A 15,181-nucleotide genomic window follows, 5' to 3' on the forward strand; every position below is an offset into this window, starting at 1 on the left:
AAGGCTAGGCGGGTGCGGGACCGTCCGGTGCGGCGGTCCGGTGCCGGCTCAGCCGAGGAGCTCCTTGACCTGTGCGATCTGCGCGACCTGCCCGGCCGGGTCGTTGTCGGCGGGCATGACCTGCAGGTTCGTCACGCCGGCCGCGCGGAACGCCTCGATCCGCTCCGCGACGTACGACGCGGGGCCGACCAGGTTCGCCGCCTCGAGCCACTCGGTCGGGATCAGGGCCTCGGCCTCCTTCTTCTTCCCCGACAGGTAGAGGTCCTGGATCTCCTCGGCCGCGGCCTCGTAGCCGTAGGCCACCGCGACGTCGTTGTAGAAGTTCTTGCCCTTGGCGCCCATGCCGCCGACGTACAGCGCGAACAGGGGCCGGGCGTGGTCGAGCAGCGCCTTGGTCTCCGGGCCCTCGCCGATGGCGAGCATGCCGCCGGCGACGATCTCGAGCGGGGCCAGGCCCTCCTGGCGGTCGGCGTTGCCGGCGGTGAGCGCCGAGCCCCAGACGCGGTCCGCCCGCTCGGGGTGGAACAGGTGCGGGATCCAGCCGTCGGCGTACTCGGCCGTCTGCTGGACGCTCTTCTCGCCGAGCGCGGCGATGTAGACGGGGATGGAGGAGCGCTCCGGGTGGGTGAGGATCTTCAGCGGCTTGCCGAGGCCGGTCACGGCGCCGTCCTCCTTGCTGAGCGGGAGCTTGAAGATCCCGTCGCTGGTGAGCGGCTCGCGCTGGAGGCCGCGCCGGATCAGGTCGACGACCTCGCGGGTGCGGGCGAGCGGCTTGGAGTACGGCACGCCGTGGAAGCCCTCGATCACCTGGGGGCCGGAGGCGCCGAGCCCCAGGATCGCCCGGCCGCCGGAGACGTTGTCGAGCCCCGCCGCCGTCTGCAGCAGCGCACCGGGGGTGCGGGAGTAGACGTTGAGGATCGCCGAGCCGATCTCGATGGTCTCGGTCTTGGCCGCCAGGTAGCCCATGAGCGTGGGGGAGTCGAAGCCGTAGGCCTCGGCGACCCAGATCGTGTCCAGCCCGGCGCGCTCGAGCTGCCCGACCTGGTCGGCGGCCTCGCGCGGGTTGCCGTTGTACATCAGCGACATGGAGAGCTTCATGGAGTGGATCCTCACGATCTCGGCATCCGGCGGCCGGACGGCTCGCGACCCGGCAACTGTGACAGGATCGCTGTCACCATCGCAAGCATGGGTCCGGCCACCGGAAGAAGGGCTCCACCGTGACGACGTACCGCATCGCAGTGATCGGCGGGACCGGCCCGCAGGGCAAGGGACTGGCCTACCGCTGGGCCCGGCACGGCCACGAGGTCGTGGTCGGTTCCCGGGCCAGCGAGAAGGCGGTCGACGTCGCCGAGCAGATCGCGCAGCGAGTCGCCGACGAGGGCGGCTCGCCCGCGGTGACCGGGGCCACGAACGACGAGGCCGCCGACGGCGCCGAGGTCGTGGTGCTGGCGGTGCCGTACGCCGGCCACGACCAGCTGGTCGCCTCGCTGGCCGAGCGGCTGGTCGGCAAGGTGGTGATCTCCTGCGTCAATCCGCTGGGCTTCGACAAGACCGGCCCCTACGGGCTCGACATCGACGGCTCGGCGGCCGAGTCGGCCGCCACGCTGGTGCCCGGGGCGACCGTGATCGGCGCCTTCCACCACGTCTCGGCGGTCTCGCTCTGGTCGGAGGTGGAGTACCTCGACCACGAGGACGTGCTGGTGTGCGGCGACTCCGCCGAGGGCAAGGCGGTCGCCCAGGAGCTGGCCCGCGCGGTCACCTCGCGGATCGGGGTCGACGCCGGCGCGCTGCGCATGGCCCGCCAGCTGGAGCCCCTCACCGCGGTCCTGATCTCGATCAACAAGGCCTACAAGGTCCGCTCCGGCATCCGCATCTCCGGCCTCTGACCGCCGACCCGTCGCTTGTGTCGGAGGCTGGCCCGACACAAGCGACGGGTCGAGGGCTCTCAGGTGGACAGTGGCGACGGGTCGCCGTTCCAGGAGTGCCAGAGGGCGGCGTAGGAGCCGCCGGCGGCGACCAGCTCGTCGTGGGTCCCGAACTCGGTCACCAGGCCGTCCTCCACCACCGCGACCCGGTCCGCGTCGTGGGCCGAGAACAGCCGGTGCGCGATCGCGACCACGGTGCGCCCCTCCAGCACCGCCGCCAGGGACCGCTCCAGGTGCCGGGCCGCTCGCGGGTCGATGAGCGACGTCGCCTCGTCGAGCACCAGGGTGTGCGGGTCGGCGAGGACCAGCCGGGCGAGCGCCACCTGCTGCGCCTGGGCCGCCGTCAGGGCCCGACCGCCCGACCCGACCACCTCGTCGAGACGTCGTGGCAGGGCCCGGGCCCAGGCGTCGGCGTCGACCGCGGCCAGGGCGGACCAGATGGCGTCGTCGCCGGCGCCCGGGGGCGCCGCCAGGGCGAGGTTCTCCCGCAGGGTCCCGACGAACACGTGGTGCTCCTGGGTGACCAGCGCGACGTGCCCGCGCAGGTCGTCCAGCGGCAGCTCGGTCAGGCCGACACCGCCCACGGTGACCGACCCCCCGTCCGGCGGGTGGATCCCCGCCAGGAGGCGTCCCAGCGTCGACTTGCCGGCACCGGACGGGCCGACCATGGCGATCCGCTCCCCGACGCCGACCGAGAGGTCGATCCCGTGCAGCACCGGCCGCCCCTCGACGTAGGAGAAGACGACGTCGCGCGCGTCGAGCTTCTCGCCCTGAGGGACCGCCCCGGTCGCGACCCGGTCGTCGGGCACCTGGCCGACGCCGAGCAGGCGGGCCAGGGACGCCGCGCCGACCTGGAGCTCGTCGAGGATCGAGACGATCCGGTCGACCGGGTCGATGAGCATCTGGACGTAGAGCGTGGCGGCGGTGACCTCGCCGAGGCTGACCTGCCCGCGGGTGTAGAGCCAGCCGCCGAACAGCAGGGTGGCCACCGTCGGCAGCAGGTAGCCGATCTCGACGCTCGGGAAGAACACCGTGCGCAGGCGCAGCGTGTAGCGCTCCGCGACGTAGGAGTCCGCGCAGTCCCGGTCCAGAGCGGCGACCCGCTCGCCGGCCAGGCCCAGCGACTCCACCGTGCGCGCACCCTCGGTGGTCTCGGTGAGAGTGGCGCTGATCTGCGAGTACGACGCGTTCTCGCGCAGGTAGCCGTCCTTGGCGCGGGCGAGGTACCAGCGCAGGCCGAGGACCAGGGGCGGGACGCCGAGCAGGCAGGGCAGTGCCACCCACCAGCCCACCGAGAGGGCACCGGCGAAGGTGAGCACGGCCGTCACCACGGCGATCGTCCACTCCGGCAGGGCCCAGCGCACCGACCAGCCGAGCTGGTCGACGTCGCGCGAGGTCCTGGTCAGCAGGTCTCCGGAGCCCGCGGACTCGACCACGCCGACCGGCAGCGCCAGCGTGCTGTCGACGAAGTCCTCCCGCAGCTCGGCGAGCACCTCCTCGCCCAGCGACTGCGAGACGTAGCGCGCCTGCCGGGTCAGCACGGTCTGCACGAGCAGGAACCCGGCCAGGAGCAGCATCACGTCGTCGACGTGACCGACCGTGGTGCCGGTCTCCACGGCCTCCACCAGCTCGCCGATGAGCCGGGGCGCGGCGAGCGCGGCCAGCGCGGCGAGGGCGTGCAGCGACAGCGCCGTCCACAGCATCCGTGGGTGGTTGCGGGCGATCGAGACGGCGTAGGCGCGGACCGCGCGGGTCCCGGCGACCGGCAGCACCTGCCTCATCGGGCGGCTTCCGTCTCGCCGCGCCCGGCCGGGAGGGGCCCCTCGGGCTCGGCCTCGCGCACGACCACGCGGCGGTAGCCGGGGTCGCCCGCGAGCAGCTCGTGGTGGCTCCCGGTCGCCACCACCCGACCCGCCTGCATGAACGCCACCTCGTCGACCGCGTCGAGGACCAGGGGGCTCGTCGTGGCGACCAGCGTGGTCCGGCCGACCCGGTGGCCCCGCAGCGACCCCGCGATCCGGGCCTCGGTGTGCGCGTCCACGGCACTGGTCGGGTCGACCAGCACCAGGATCTCGGGGTCGGCGGCCAGCACCCGGGCCAGGACCAGCCGCTGTCGCTGCCCACCGGAGAACGAGCGGCCCCGCTCGGCGACCTCGCCGTCCAGCCCTCCGTCGAGCGCGTCGAGCACGTCCTCGGCGCTGGCGGTGCGCAGCGCCGCGAGCACCCGCTCGTCGGAGGCGCCCGCGACGTCGAGCCGGTCCCGGAGGCGACCGGAGAACAGGGTGGACCCGGTGTCGGAGACCACGATCCGACGACGTACCTCGGTCGGGTCCAGCCGGGTCAGCGGCACCCCGCCGAGGCGGACGTCGTCGTCGGGCTCGGCCGCGAACAGGCCCAGCCGGTCCGCGAGGTGGGCGACCTGGTCGGGGTCGTCGGCGACGACGGCGGTCATCACGCCGGGGCGGACCCGGAGCCCGGACCGCACGTCGTACAGCTCGGAGCCCCGGGGTGGCGACGGGGCCGGGTCGGGTACGTCGCGCAGCTCGGGCTCGAGGGCCAGCACCGCGCAGACCCGGCGCGCCGCGACCCGGCCGCGGATCAGCTTGTTGGCGTACTCGGTGGCCGTCCGCAGCGGCATCATGAGGAACGCCGCGTAGCCGTAGAACGCGACCAGCTCGCCGGGGCTGATCCGGCCGGAGACGGCGTACCGGGCGCCGATCCAGACCACGATCACCACGAAGACGCCCGGCAGGAAGACCTGCAGCGCGTCGAGCACCGACTGCAGCCGGGCGACGGCGACCCCGGCCCGGCGGGTCTCCTGGGACTCGCGGCGGTAGCGGTCGAGGAAGACCGCCTCGCCGCCGACGCCGCGCAGCACCCGCAGCCCCGCGACGATGTCGCTGGCGGTGTTCGCCAGCCCGCCCATGAGGGCGCGCTGGGCGGCGCTGCGTCGTTGCAGCGGCGCCAGCAGCGGGCCGATGAGCAGCATCAGCAGCGGGACGCCGAGCAGGACGACCAGGCCCAGCGGGACGCTGGTCTGCAGCAGGATCACCGCGACCAGCACGAACGAGAAGACGGCCCCGGCGAAGCGGGCGCTGACGTCCATCACCTGGCCGATGCTGGCCAGGTCGGTGGTGCCGATCGCGACCACCTCGCCGGTGGAGACCTTGCGGGGCAGGGTGCCGCCCAGGCGCACGACCTGCCGGCCGATCAGCTGCACGGTGCGGTAGGCCGCGGTCAGCCAGTTCGTGACCGCGAACCGGTGCCGCATGATCCCGCTCGCGGCTTGGACCAGCCCGATCGCGAGCAGGATGCCCGACCAGCGGACCAGCTCGCCGGTGTCCTGGGCCGCGACGCCACGGTCGATCGCCCGCCCGATGACCGCGGGAAGCACGGCCTGGGAGCCCATCCAGACGATGCCGAAGCCCATCCCCGCCAGCAGCGTGTGCCACTGGCCGCGCGCCATCCACCACAGGAACCGGCCGGGTGAGCGGTGGTCGGCCGTCCCGGGATCGGTGAGGGGAAGGGTGCGCACCGCCCCACGCTACGGAGCAGACACGTGTATCCGCCAACCCTTATCGCCGACCCGTCGCTTGTGTCGGCCTCGGCGCCCTGCTCTCTCGACACGAGCGACGGTCGAGGGGTCAGGAGCCGACAGTCACGACGGGTGGGCGAGACCCGGGACGACCTCGGCGCCCGGGAGATCGGCGAGCCGGGCGCCGGGCAGGAACAGCTTGGACCGACGTACGCCGCTGCCGACGATCGCGCGCGCGATCCCGAGCACCCGCTCGTCGACGAGCAGCCGCCATCCCTCGGGGAGGCCGAGCGGCGTGATGCCGCCGTACTCCATGCCGGTCTCCTCGACCGCACGCTCCATCGGGTGGAAGGACGCCTTGCGGACGTCGAGGGTCCGCTTGACCAGGTTGTTGACGTCCGCGCGGGTGTCGGCGCGGACCAGGCACGCCGCGAGCCGCTCCTCGCCGGCCCGCCTGCCGCTGACGACCACGCAGTTCGCGCTGTCGGTCAGGGGCAGGCCGTACGCCTCGGTCATCGCCGCGGTGTCCGCGTGACCCGGGTCGATCTCGGCGACCTGCACCTCGCCGGCATGCGGCCAGGTGCCGAGCAGCTCGGCCACCGGCGCGGCCAGCAGGTCGGGGCGGTCCAGGGCGGGGGAGAAGACGAGCTGGGTCATGCCGGCCATGGTGTCAAAGGGCCGCAATTGCGGCCGTCTGACATGTTTTCGGCGCAAGAACATGTCGAACGGCCGCAATTGCGGCTCTTCGGCCAGTCGGTGCGCGCCGCCGGACCGATCCCCGCGAACCCGACGCCGAGCCCTCGACGCCCGGCCACCCGGACGTCACCGGGTGGACACCTCCACCTGACCACGATGGGGCATGACCGAGCTCGACGCCCCGCACCGGCCGCACCCCAGCCTCGTCGTCACCCCGGCCGTCGTCGCGCACCGCGGCGCGAGCGGGTACCGGCCCGAGCACACGCTCGAGGGGTACCGCCTCGCGGCCCGCCTCGGCGCCGACGACATCGAGCTCGACCTGGTCCCGACCCGCGACGGCGTGCTGGTCGCCCGGCACGGGAGCGAGCTCAGCGCGACCACGGACGTGGCCGACCACCCGGAGTACGCCGATCGGCGCACCGCCCGCCGGGTCGACGGCGTCACCCTCGAGGGCTGGTTCGCCGAGGACTTCACGCTCGCCGAGATCAAGACGCTCACCGCCCGGGAGCGGTTCCCGGACCTGCGGCCGGGCAGTGCGGCGTACGACGGCCGGTTCGGGATCCCCACCCTCAACGAGGTGCTGGCGATGGTGCACGCCGAGTCGACCCGGTCCGGGCGGACGCTGGGGGTCATGCTCGAGCTCAAGCACGCCGCCCACTTCGCGGCGTCCGGGCTACCGCTGGAGGAGCCGCTCCTGAGGGATCTCGGCCGGCACGGCCTGGACCACGCGCGGTCGCGGGTCACGGTGATGTCGTTCGAGCCGGGGGTCCTGCGTCGGCTGGCCCGACGCACCACGGTCCAGGTCGTCCAGCTGCTCGACGAGGCCGACCGGCGCCCGGCCGACCTGGTCGCCGACGGCGATCACCGCACCTACGCGGACCTGTGCACCCCGGCCGGTCTGGCCGAGATCGACGAGTACGCCGACGGGGTCGCCGCGCACACGTCGTTGGTGCTGCCGCGCTCGTCGACCGGGGAAGCGCGAGGACCCTCGAGCCTGGTCCGGGACGCGCACCGTCAGTGGCTGACGGTCCACGTGTGGACCCTGCGGGCGGAGGACCGGTTCCTGCCCACCCGGTTCAGGAGTGCCGGAGCGCCGGACGGCCCCGGCCGATCGCGCGGTCTCGCCGCGGAGGCCGGGGCCGTCCTCGACGCCGGCTGCGACGGTGTGATCACCGACCAGCCCGACGTCGTGCTCGAGGTGCTCGCTCAGCGGGCCTTGACCCGGCCGAAGCGCTTCGTGCGGTCGTAGTAGGGGTTGTCCAGCTCGTCGACGGCCCCCCAGGACTTGAGTCGGAAGTCGAAGTTCCTCGCGCTCGGCACCTCACGCGACAACGTGATCGTGAAGATGTTCCGCTCGGGGTCGGTCACCATGCCCGAGTACGTGCCCGGGCCCTCGACCGGCGCCCAGCTGCCGTCCGGCTGCCGCGCCTCCATCACTCGCCAGCCGAAGGAGCCGAAGGAGTACCGGAAGGTGCGCTCGCCGCCCTGCCACAGGGTCAGCTTCACCCAGAACGGGCGGATGCCGGTCCCGGGCCCGATCAGCGGTTCGGCACGGTCGGCGCCGACGAACTTGCCGTCGGCCCGGAACGGGAACTCCGGGAAGTCCGGGAACTCCTCGGTGACGTCAGCGAGCTTGACGTCGAACCTGAACGTGCCGTCCTCGGCGGTGTAGGCGCGCACCTTCTTGATGTCGATCTCGGTGGCGATCCGGTGGCTCTTCGGGAGCACCGGGGACCGGTTGTCGGCCACCGGGTCGCGGAAGGTGTTGTCGTAGGGGGTCTCCCAGCCGGGCGTGGTCCCGGCGTGGGCACCACCGGTGCCGGCCAGCGTGAGCGCGGCCAGCAGGGTGCCGAGGGCGAGGCGGGCAGGGGTCCTTGAGGGCATCGAGTCGCTTCCTGTCGTGTGATCCACGGCGGCGCACGTGCACCGCCGGGGCACGAGTCTGGGTGCCGCACGGCACCGGTGGCCGACGATCGGAGCAGCTCCGACCGGTCGGCCACCGAAGATGGTCCGTGCGGGTGGTGCCGGGCCCTACCCGGTACGCCGCCCGCGCCCGCCGAGCGCCACCGCGGCCAGTCCGACCGCTCCGCCGAGGACCCACGGCACCGGCAGCAGCCAGCGCAGGTCGTCGGTCTCGATGGCCTCGCCCACGAGGAGCGCCCAGATCACCACGAAGCTGGCGAAGGCCAGCCCCATCACCAGCTGACCGATGTTGACCGGGTGCCGCCCCCTTTCCAGGTCCCGCGCCAGGTCCCGGCCGAGGGGCTGGGGGCTCCCGGCGTCCCCGGCGGGCTCCGGGCCCGCCGGGCGCTCGGCCTGCGTCTCGTGCTCGTGCTCGCTCATCGCTGGGTCACCTCGATCTCCCCGACACTGATGTGGGCTTCGATCGTCACCTCAGGTACGCCGACGCCGCCGTCGATGCGCGCGCTGTCGCGCACGTCGATCCCTTCGCGCTCGTCCCCGAAGAGCCTGATGCTGCCCGGGCCCCCGACCTCCGCGGACACCTCCACGTCGAGGCCGTCCGGCACGATCACCTCGACCTTGCCGATGGTGCCGCCGACGTCGATGGTCCGCCCGTCCAGGGCGTCGAGGTCCGCGACCGACCGCAGGTCGATCCGCATCTCACCCGCGGAGTTCCAGTACTCCGCCTCGACCTCGGCCGCCGAGGTGGGTCGCTCGTCGACCTCCCGCCCGTCGTACCGGTCGAGTGTGGCGATGACGGTGACGAGGAGGGCGATCAGGCCCACCAGGATCAGCCCGCCGGCCCGGCCGTAGAACGCACCGACCACGAGCATCACGGCCACGACCGCCAGCACCAGGGCCGGGTACGCCGAGTCGGCGACGCTCGCGCCGGCGGTGTCGACGATGCCCAGCGTCCCGACCGCCAGGGCGGCCAGTGCCATCGTGAACCAGAACAGCTTGGGTCCGCGCTTGCGCGGGTCGCGCGTCCACCGCGGCGGGGCCGGCGGCGGCAGGTAGCCGGACGGCGGTCCGCCCGCGGCGGCGCTCCCGCCCGCGGCGGCGTTCCCGACCGGGTCGGACGCCGCGGGGCCGGACGCCACGGGGTCGGATGCGGTGGCCCCGGGTGTCCCCGGGTACGCCGCGGCCCGGCGCTCGCGGCGGCGGTCCCGGTTGCTCAGCACCAGCCAGGCGATCAGCCCGATCAGCAGCAGGGGCCAGGGGAACCAGCCCGGTCCGGCCCAGGCGTCGCCGATGACGAGCAGGCCGCCGAGGACCCCGACGCCCACGAGCGCGACGCTCCGGGTGCGCGGGTCCAGGTCCAACCGGCCGTGCTCGTCCCCGTCCTCGGGCAGCAGCAGCCAGCCCGCGGCGTACAGCAGGAGTCCGGCGCCACCGAAGAACGCCAGCACCACGAAGCCGACCCGCAGGATGATCGGGTCGATGTCGAGGTGTCGGCCCAGGCCGCCGGCGACGCCGGCGACGCGGCGGTCGGTGCGGCTGCGGCGCAGCAGGGTCAGGTCGCGCATGTGGTCCCGGCTGACCCGGGGACCGGTGCCGGTGGGCCCGTCGTCCGACGGGTCGTGGCTGGGACCGGACTGCGGCCCCGGTGGGGGCGCGTCCGGTGTCTGTGGCGGGTTCGTTTCCATGTCCTCCAGCCTGCGGTCCGCCGGTGCTCCCCACCATCGGGGACGACCCTGGTGCACCACCAGTGCCGGCGGTCCCGGCTCAGGGGTGTCTCGGGGTCCTCACTCATGGTGACGCACGCGTGGGCTGTGTGACGATGACGGCACGATGAGCACCACCGCCCCCCTGCAGCCGCGTCGGGCCACCCGGGACACCACCGACCAGTACCTCGGCGGGGTGGCGGCCGGGCTGGCCCGGCACCTCGGCCTGCCCGTGCTCTGGGTGCGGCTGTTCTTCCTGCTCTCGACCGTCCTCGGCGGCCTCGGGGTCGGGTTGTACGCCGGCCTCTGGGTGATGCTGCCCTCGGAGGCACGGTTCACCGACGAGCCGCCCGGTCTCGCCTCCGCCACCCGCACCGGGAGGCGACCGGGACGGGTCCGCCGGATGGCCGACGTCGGCCCACTGATCGCACTGTTCGCGCTCGGTGCCGGCCTGATCCTCGCCGCGGAGACGGTGTTCGGGCGGGGGGCCCTGTTCTGGCCGATCGCCCTCGGCCTGGTCGGGGTGGCGCTGATCTGGCGTCAGCTGGACGAGGCCCAGCGGGACCGCTGGCTCGACACCACGGGGCGGATCGACCCGCTCGGCTCCCTCCTGGGCCACGGGTCGGGGGCGGCCTACCTGCGGCTGTTCGCGGGCGGAGCGCTGATCCTGTCCGGCCTGGTGTTCTACGCCCTGCGGTCCGGCGACCTCGGGCCGGCCCGTGAGGTGCTGGTCGCCGGGGTCCTCGGGGTCCTCGGCCTGGCGATCGCCCTCGGGCCCTGGGTCTGGCGGATGGCGACCGACCTCACCGACGAGCGGGCCGAGCGGGTGCGCAGCCAGGAGCGGGCCGACGTGGCCGCACACCTGCACGACTCGGTGCTGCAGACGCTGGCGCTGATCCAGAAGAACGCCGACGATCCGGCCACGGTGTCCCGGCTCGCCCGGGCACAGGAGCGGGACCTGCGCAGCTGGCTGTTCACGGGGGAGAGCGCCGGCGGGGAGTCCCTGGGGGCGGCCCTGCGGGCGATCGCCGCCCAGGCCGAGCAGGACCACGTGGTGGCGGTCGACGTGGTCACGGTCGGGGACACCCCGCTCACCGAGCTCGTGGAGCCGGTCGTCCACGCCGCGCGTGAGGCGGTGACCAACTCCGCCAAGCACGCCGGCACCGGCAAGGTCGACGTCTACGCCGAGACCACGGCGACGCTGGTGGAGATCTTCGTCAAGGACCGCGGGGTCGGCTTCGACCCCGCCGCCGTGGGCGCCGACCGGCACGGCCTGCGCGGCAGTGTCGTCGGCCGGATGGCACGGCACGGCGGCACCGCCGAGATCCGCAGCACCCCGGGGGCGGGCACCGAGATCGTGCTCCGCATGCCCCTCGACCAGGAGGAGACACCGTGACCCGAGTCGTGATCGTCGATGACCACGCCATGTTCCGAGCGGGGGTCCGGGCCGAGCTCGCCGGCGCCGTGGAGGTCGTGGCCGAGGCCGAGGACGTGCCGACCGCCGTGGCCGCCGTGCGCGAGCACCAGCCCGACGTCGTCCTCCTCGACGTGCACCTCCCCGGCGGTGGTGGGGTGGAGGTGATGCGCCAGGTCGGGGCCACCGGGACCCGCTTCCTGGCCCTCAGCGTCAGCGACGCGGCCGAGGACGTCATCGGCACGATCCGGGGCGGGGCCAGGGGGTACGTCACCAAGACGATCACCGGGCCGGAGCTGGTGGCGGCGATCACCCGGGTCGCCGACGGCGACGCGGTCTTCTCGCCCCGGCTTGCGGGGTTCGTGCTCGACGCCTTCGCCGGCTCGATCGAGATCGCGGCCGTCGACGAGGACCTCGACCGGCTCACCGAGCGGGAGCGCGAGGTGATGCGGCTGATCGCCCGCGGCTACGCCTACAAGGAGGTGGCCCGGGAGCTGTTCATCTCGATCAAGACCGTCGAGACCCACATGTCCAGCGTGCTCCGCAAGCTGCAGCTCTCCTCCCGGCACGAGCTGACCCGGTGGGCCTCGGACCGGCGGCTGCTCTAGGGCCGGCCGGCGCGGGCGGGGCCAGACCCCAGAGTCGCCGATGGCCCGGCTGGCAGGGGGGTGTCCAGTTGACGACGGCGGCCTTTTCCGGTTCCGTCGAGAGAGCAACTCCCCTGCTCTCATCCGAGGTGACCTGTGCCCGACCTGTTCGTCGACGGCCGGTGGCGTGACGCCGCTGACGGAGCGACCCGCGAGATCCGCTGCCCGGCCGACGGCAGCCTGGTGGCCACCGTGTCCGAGGGCGGCGCCGAGGACGCGGTCGCGGCCGTGGTCGCGGCCCGCAGCGCCTTCGACAACGGTCCGTGGCCGAGCACCCCCGCACCGGAGCGGGCGGCGCTCCTGCACCGGGTGGCCGACCGGCTCCAGGCCGACAAGGAGGAGGTGGCGCGGCTCGAGTCCCTCGACACCGGCAAGCGGCTGGTCGAGTCCCGGATCGACGTCGACGACGTCACTGGCGTATTCCGCCACTACGCCGGGCTCGCCCAGGCCGACGCCGGCCGGGTCGTCGACACCGGGATGCCGGACGTCGTCAGTCGGGTCGTCCACGAGCCGGTCGGCGTCTGCACGCTGATCACACCGTGGAACTTCCCGCTCCTGCAGACCTCCTGGAAGGTGGCGCCGGCGCTGGCCGCCGGCAACACCCTCGTGCTCAAGCCGAGCGAGCTGACGCCCTCGACCGCGGTCTGGCTGATGCGGGCGCTCACCGACGCCGGGCTGCCGGACGGCGTCGCGAACCTGGTGCTCGGGGCGGGGGACCGGGTCGGCCCGGTCCTCACCGAGGCCCCCGAGGTCGACCTCGTCTCGTTCACCGGCGGCCTGGTCACCGGGCGCCGGATCATGGCCGCGGCGGCCCCGACCGTGAAGAAGGTCGCCCTGGAGCTCGGCGGCAAGAACCCCAACATCGTCTTCGCCGACGCCGACCTCGAGGCCGCGCTCGACATGGCCCTGACCGCCGTCTTCCTCGACTCCGGGCAGGTCTGCTCCGCGGGCGCCCGGCTGATCGTCGAGGACACCGTCCACGACGACTTCGTCGACGAGCTGGTGCGCCGGGCGGGTCGGATCCGGCTCGGCGGCCCCTTCGACGAGGAGGCCGAGACCGGGCCGCTCATCAGTGCCGCGCACCGCGACAAGGTGGAGGCCTACGTCGCGGCCGGGGTCGCCGAGGGAGCGGTCCTCCGGGTCGGTGGCACCCGGCCCGACGGGGCGGCGTACCCGCACCTCGACCCGCAGGGCTTCTACTACCCGCCGACCGTCCTCGACGGCTGCGCGGCCGACATGTCGTGCGTGCAGGACGAGTCGTTCGGACCGGTGCTGACCGTCGAGACGTTCACCGGCGCCGACGCCGAGGGTCGCGAGGAGGCGGCGGTGTCCCTGGCCAACGACACCGTCTACGGGCTGGCGGGCGCGGTGTGGACCCGCGACGGCGGCCGGGCCGAGCGGGTCGCCGCCCGGCTGCGGCACGGCACGATCTGGATCAACGACTACCACCCCTACGTGCCGCAGGCCGAGTGGGGCGGCTACAAGCAGAGCGGGGTCGGGCGGGAGCTGGGGCTGGCCGGCCTGGCGGAGTACCGCGAGACCAAGCATGTCTGGCACAACACCCGGCCGGCCCCGCAGCACTGGTTCCGGGGAGGTGAGCGCTGATGGGTGCCGGGTCGGTCCGTTCGGCCGGTCGCTACGACTACGTCATCGTCGGTGGCGGCTCGGCCGGCTCCGCGCTCGCCAACCGGCTCTCCGCGGATCCGGGCACCAGCGTGCTGGTGCTCGAGGCGGGGCGCAGCGACTACAAGATCGACCCGTTCATCCACATGCCCGCCGCGCTGCCGATCCCGATCGGGAACCGGCTCTACGACTGGAAGTACGAGTCCGAGCCGGAGCCGCACATGGGTGGCCGGCGGGTCTTCCACGCCCGCGGCAAGATCCTCGGCGGGTCCTCCAGCATCAACGGGATGATCTTCCAGCGCGGCAACCCGCTCGACTACGAGCGTTGGGCGGCCGACCCCGGCATGGAGTCGTGGGACTACGCCCACTGCCTGCCGTACTTCAAGCGCATGGAGACCTGTACGGCGGGCGCCGACGCGTGGCGTGGCGGCTCGGGGCCGCTGGTGCTCGAGCGCGGTCCGGCCGACAGCCCCCTGTTCGGGGCCCTCTTCGAGGCCGTCCAGCAGGCCGGGCACCCGCTGACCGACGACGTGAACGGCTACCGCCAGGAGGGGTTCGCGAAGTTCGACCGCAACGTGCACCGCGGGCGGCGACTCTCGGCCAGCCAGGCCTACCTGCACCCGGTGCGGTCCCGGAGGAACCTCGACGTCCACACGTTGTCCCACGTCACAGGGCTGCGCACGCAGGGCAAGCGCGTCGTCGGGGTCGACTACGTCCGGGGCGGGCGGCTGCGGCGCAGCGTCGAGGCCGGCGAGGTGATCCTGTGCGGCGGCGCCATCAACTCCCCGCAGCTCCTGCAGCTCGCCGGCATCGGCGACCCCGAGCACCTGGGCGCCCTGGGCATCGACGTCGTCGCCGACCTCCCCGGGGTGGGCGCCAACCTCCAGGACCACCTCGAGGTCTACATCCAGCACGCCTCGAAGCTGCCGGTGTCGATCGCCCCCTGGCTCAAGCACCGGCACAAGCCGCGCATCGGCGCCGAGTGGATGTTCCTGCGTCGCGGCGTCGGCGCCTCGAACCACTTCGAGGCCGGCGGCTTCACGCGCAGCAACGACGAGGTCGCCTACCCCAACCTGATGTTCCACTTCCTGCCGATCGCGATCCGCTACGACGGGTCGCAGCCGGCCGCGGAGCACGGCTACCAGGTGCACATCGGGCCGATGTACTCCGACGTGCGCGGCACCTGCCGGATCCGCAGCACCGACCCGTACGAGCACCCGGCCCTGCAGTTCAACTACCTGTCGACGGAGAACGACCGGCGGGAGTGGATCGAGATGGTGCGCTCGGCCCGCGAGATCCTCGGCCAGCCGGCGTTCGCGCCGTTCTCGGCGGGGGAGATCTCGCCGGGCCCCCAGGTGCAGACCGACCAGGAGATCCTCGACTGGGTCGCCCAGGACGCCGAGACCGCGCTGCACCCGTCCTGCACCGCGAAGATGGGCACCGACGAGATGAGCGTGGTCGACCCGACGACGATGCGGGTCCACGGCGTCGAGGGGCTGCGGGTGGTCGACGCGTCCGTGATGCCCTACGTCACCAACGGCAACATCTACGCGCCGGTGATGATGCTGGCCGAGAAGGCGGCCGACTTGATCGCCGGCAACGAGCCGCTGGCGCCGCTCGAGGTTCCCTACTACCGCCACGGGACGGGCATGCCGCTCTACCCCGAGGGCGACCCGCGCAACAACGCCGTGCCCGGGACGGTGTCGAGACCGTGA

Annotated in this window: 13 protein-coding genes; 6 read left to right on the top strand and 7 right to left on the bottom strand. The window is 73.5% G+C overall.

Annotation, left to right across the window (positions count from 1 at the left end; genetic code table 11):
- Positions 1-48: 48 nt before the first annotated feature.
- Positions 49-1,098: an LLM class F420-dependent oxidoreductase gene (locus IE331_RS03030; protein WP_192140350.1), complete on the bottom strand. Its 1,050-nt coding sequence runs from the start codon at positions 1,096-1,098 to the stop codon at positions 49-51.
- 119 nt (positions 1,099-1,217) lie between these two features.
- On the opposite strand from IE331_RS03030, the gene npdG reads away from it, so the two are divergent.
- Complete coding sequence (gene npdG, locus IE331_RS03035; protein WP_192140352.1) at positions 1,218-1,886, top strand: NADPH-dependent F420 reductase; 669 nt, start codon at positions 1,218-1,220, stop codon at positions 1,884-1,886.
- A 59-nt stretch (positions 1,887-1,945) separates the two neighbouring features.
- Here the strand turns inward: npdG and IE331_RS03040 are convergent, their stop codons facing one another.
- The 3 genes from IE331_RS03040 to IE331_RS03050 all read right to left on the bottom strand — a co-directional run bounded on the left by IE331_RS03040 (position 1,946) and on the right by IE331_RS03050 (position 6,117).
- Positions 1,946-3,706, bottom strand: a complete 1,761-nt coding sequence (locus tag IE331_RS03040; protein WP_192140354.1) for an ABC transporter ATP-binding protein — start codon at positions 3,704-3,706, stop codon at positions 1,946-1,948.
- A complete protein-coding gene (locus IE331_RS03045) occupies positions 3,703-5,460 on the bottom strand; it encodes an ABC transporter ATP-binding protein (protein ID WP_201930965.1) in 1,758 nt (585 codons plus the stop codon). Before IE331_RS03045 ends, IE331_RS03040 begins: the two co-directional genes overlap by 4 nt.
- A gap of 123 nt (positions 5,461-5,583) precedes the next feature.
- On the bottom strand, positions 5,584-6,117 hold the full coding sequence (locus IE331_RS03050) for a YbaK/EbsC family protein (protein ID WP_225579337.1): 534 nt from the start codon (positions 6,115-6,117) through the stop codon (positions 5,584-5,586).
- 202 nt (positions 6,118-6,319) lie between these two features.
- Here IE331_RS03050 and IE331_RS03055 point away from each other — a divergent pair, with 202 nt between their 5' ends.
- Positions 6,320-7,405: a glycerophosphodiester phosphodiesterase family protein gene (locus IE331_RS03055; protein WP_192140358.1), complete on the top strand. Its 1,086-nt coding sequence runs from the start codon at positions 6,320-6,322 to the stop codon at positions 7,403-7,405.
- On the opposite strand, the gene IE331_RS03060 is transcribed toward IE331_RS03055, so the two are convergent.
- The 3 genes from IE331_RS03060 to IE331_RS03070 all read right to left on the bottom strand — a co-directional run bounded on the left by IE331_RS03060 (position 7,363) and on the right by IE331_RS03070 (position 9,644).
- On the bottom strand, positions 7,363-8,040 hold the full coding sequence (locus IE331_RS03060) for a hypothetical protein (protein WP_192140360.1): 678 nt from the start codon (positions 8,038-8,040) through the stop codon (positions 7,363-7,365). The genes IE331_RS03055 and IE331_RS03060 overlap by 43 nt on opposite strands.
- Before the next feature lie 147 nt (positions 8,041-8,187).
- Positions 8,188-8,499, bottom strand: coding sequence for a hypothetical protein (locus IE331_RS03065; RefSeq protein WP_192140362.1), 312 nt, complete (start codon positions 8,497-8,499; stop codon positions 8,188-8,190).
- Positions 8,496-9,644, bottom strand: a complete 1,149-nt coding sequence (locus IE331_RS03070; RefSeq protein ID WP_192140364.1) for a PspC domain-containing protein — start codon at positions 9,642-9,644, stop codon at positions 8,496-8,498. The genes IE331_RS03065 and IE331_RS03070 overlap by 4 nt, the downstream gene beginning before the upstream one ends.
- Before the next feature lie 265 nt (positions 9,645-9,909).
- Between IE331_RS03070 and IE331_RS03075 the strand changes: the two genes are divergently transcribed.
- The 4 genes from IE331_RS03075 to betA all read left to right on the top strand — a co-directional run bounded on the left by IE331_RS03075 (position 9,910) and on the right by betA (position 15,181).
- Complete coding sequence (locus IE331_RS03075) at positions 9,910-11,178, top strand: ATP-binding protein (RefSeq protein ID WP_192140366.1); 1,269 nt, start codon at positions 9,910-9,912, stop codon at positions 11,176-11,178.
- 29 nt (positions 11,179-11,207) lie between these two features.
- Entirely contained in the window at positions 11,208-11,804 is a 597-nt protein-coding gene (locus tag IE331_RS03080; protein WP_201931254.1) for a LuxR C-terminal-related transcriptional regulator, read from the top strand.
- A gap of 135 nt (positions 11,805-11,939) precedes the next feature.
- Positions 11,940-13,448, top strand: coding sequence for an aldehyde dehydrogenase family protein (locus tag IE331_RS03085; RefSeq protein ID WP_192140370.1), 1,509 nt, complete (start codon positions 11,940-11,942; stop codon positions 13,446-13,448).
- Positions 13,448-15,181: a choline dehydrogenase gene (betA, locus tag IE331_RS03090; protein ID WP_192140376.1), complete on the top strand. Its 1,734-nt coding sequence runs from the start codon at positions 13,448-13,450 to the stop codon at positions 15,179-15,181. Before IE331_RS03085 ends, betA begins: the two co-directional genes overlap by 1 nt.

The sequence above is a fragment of the Nocardioides donggukensis genome (assembly GCF_014842875.1).
Lineage (GTDB): Bacteria > Actinomycetota > Actinomycetes > Propionibacteriales > Nocardioidaceae > Nocardioides > Nocardioides donggukensis.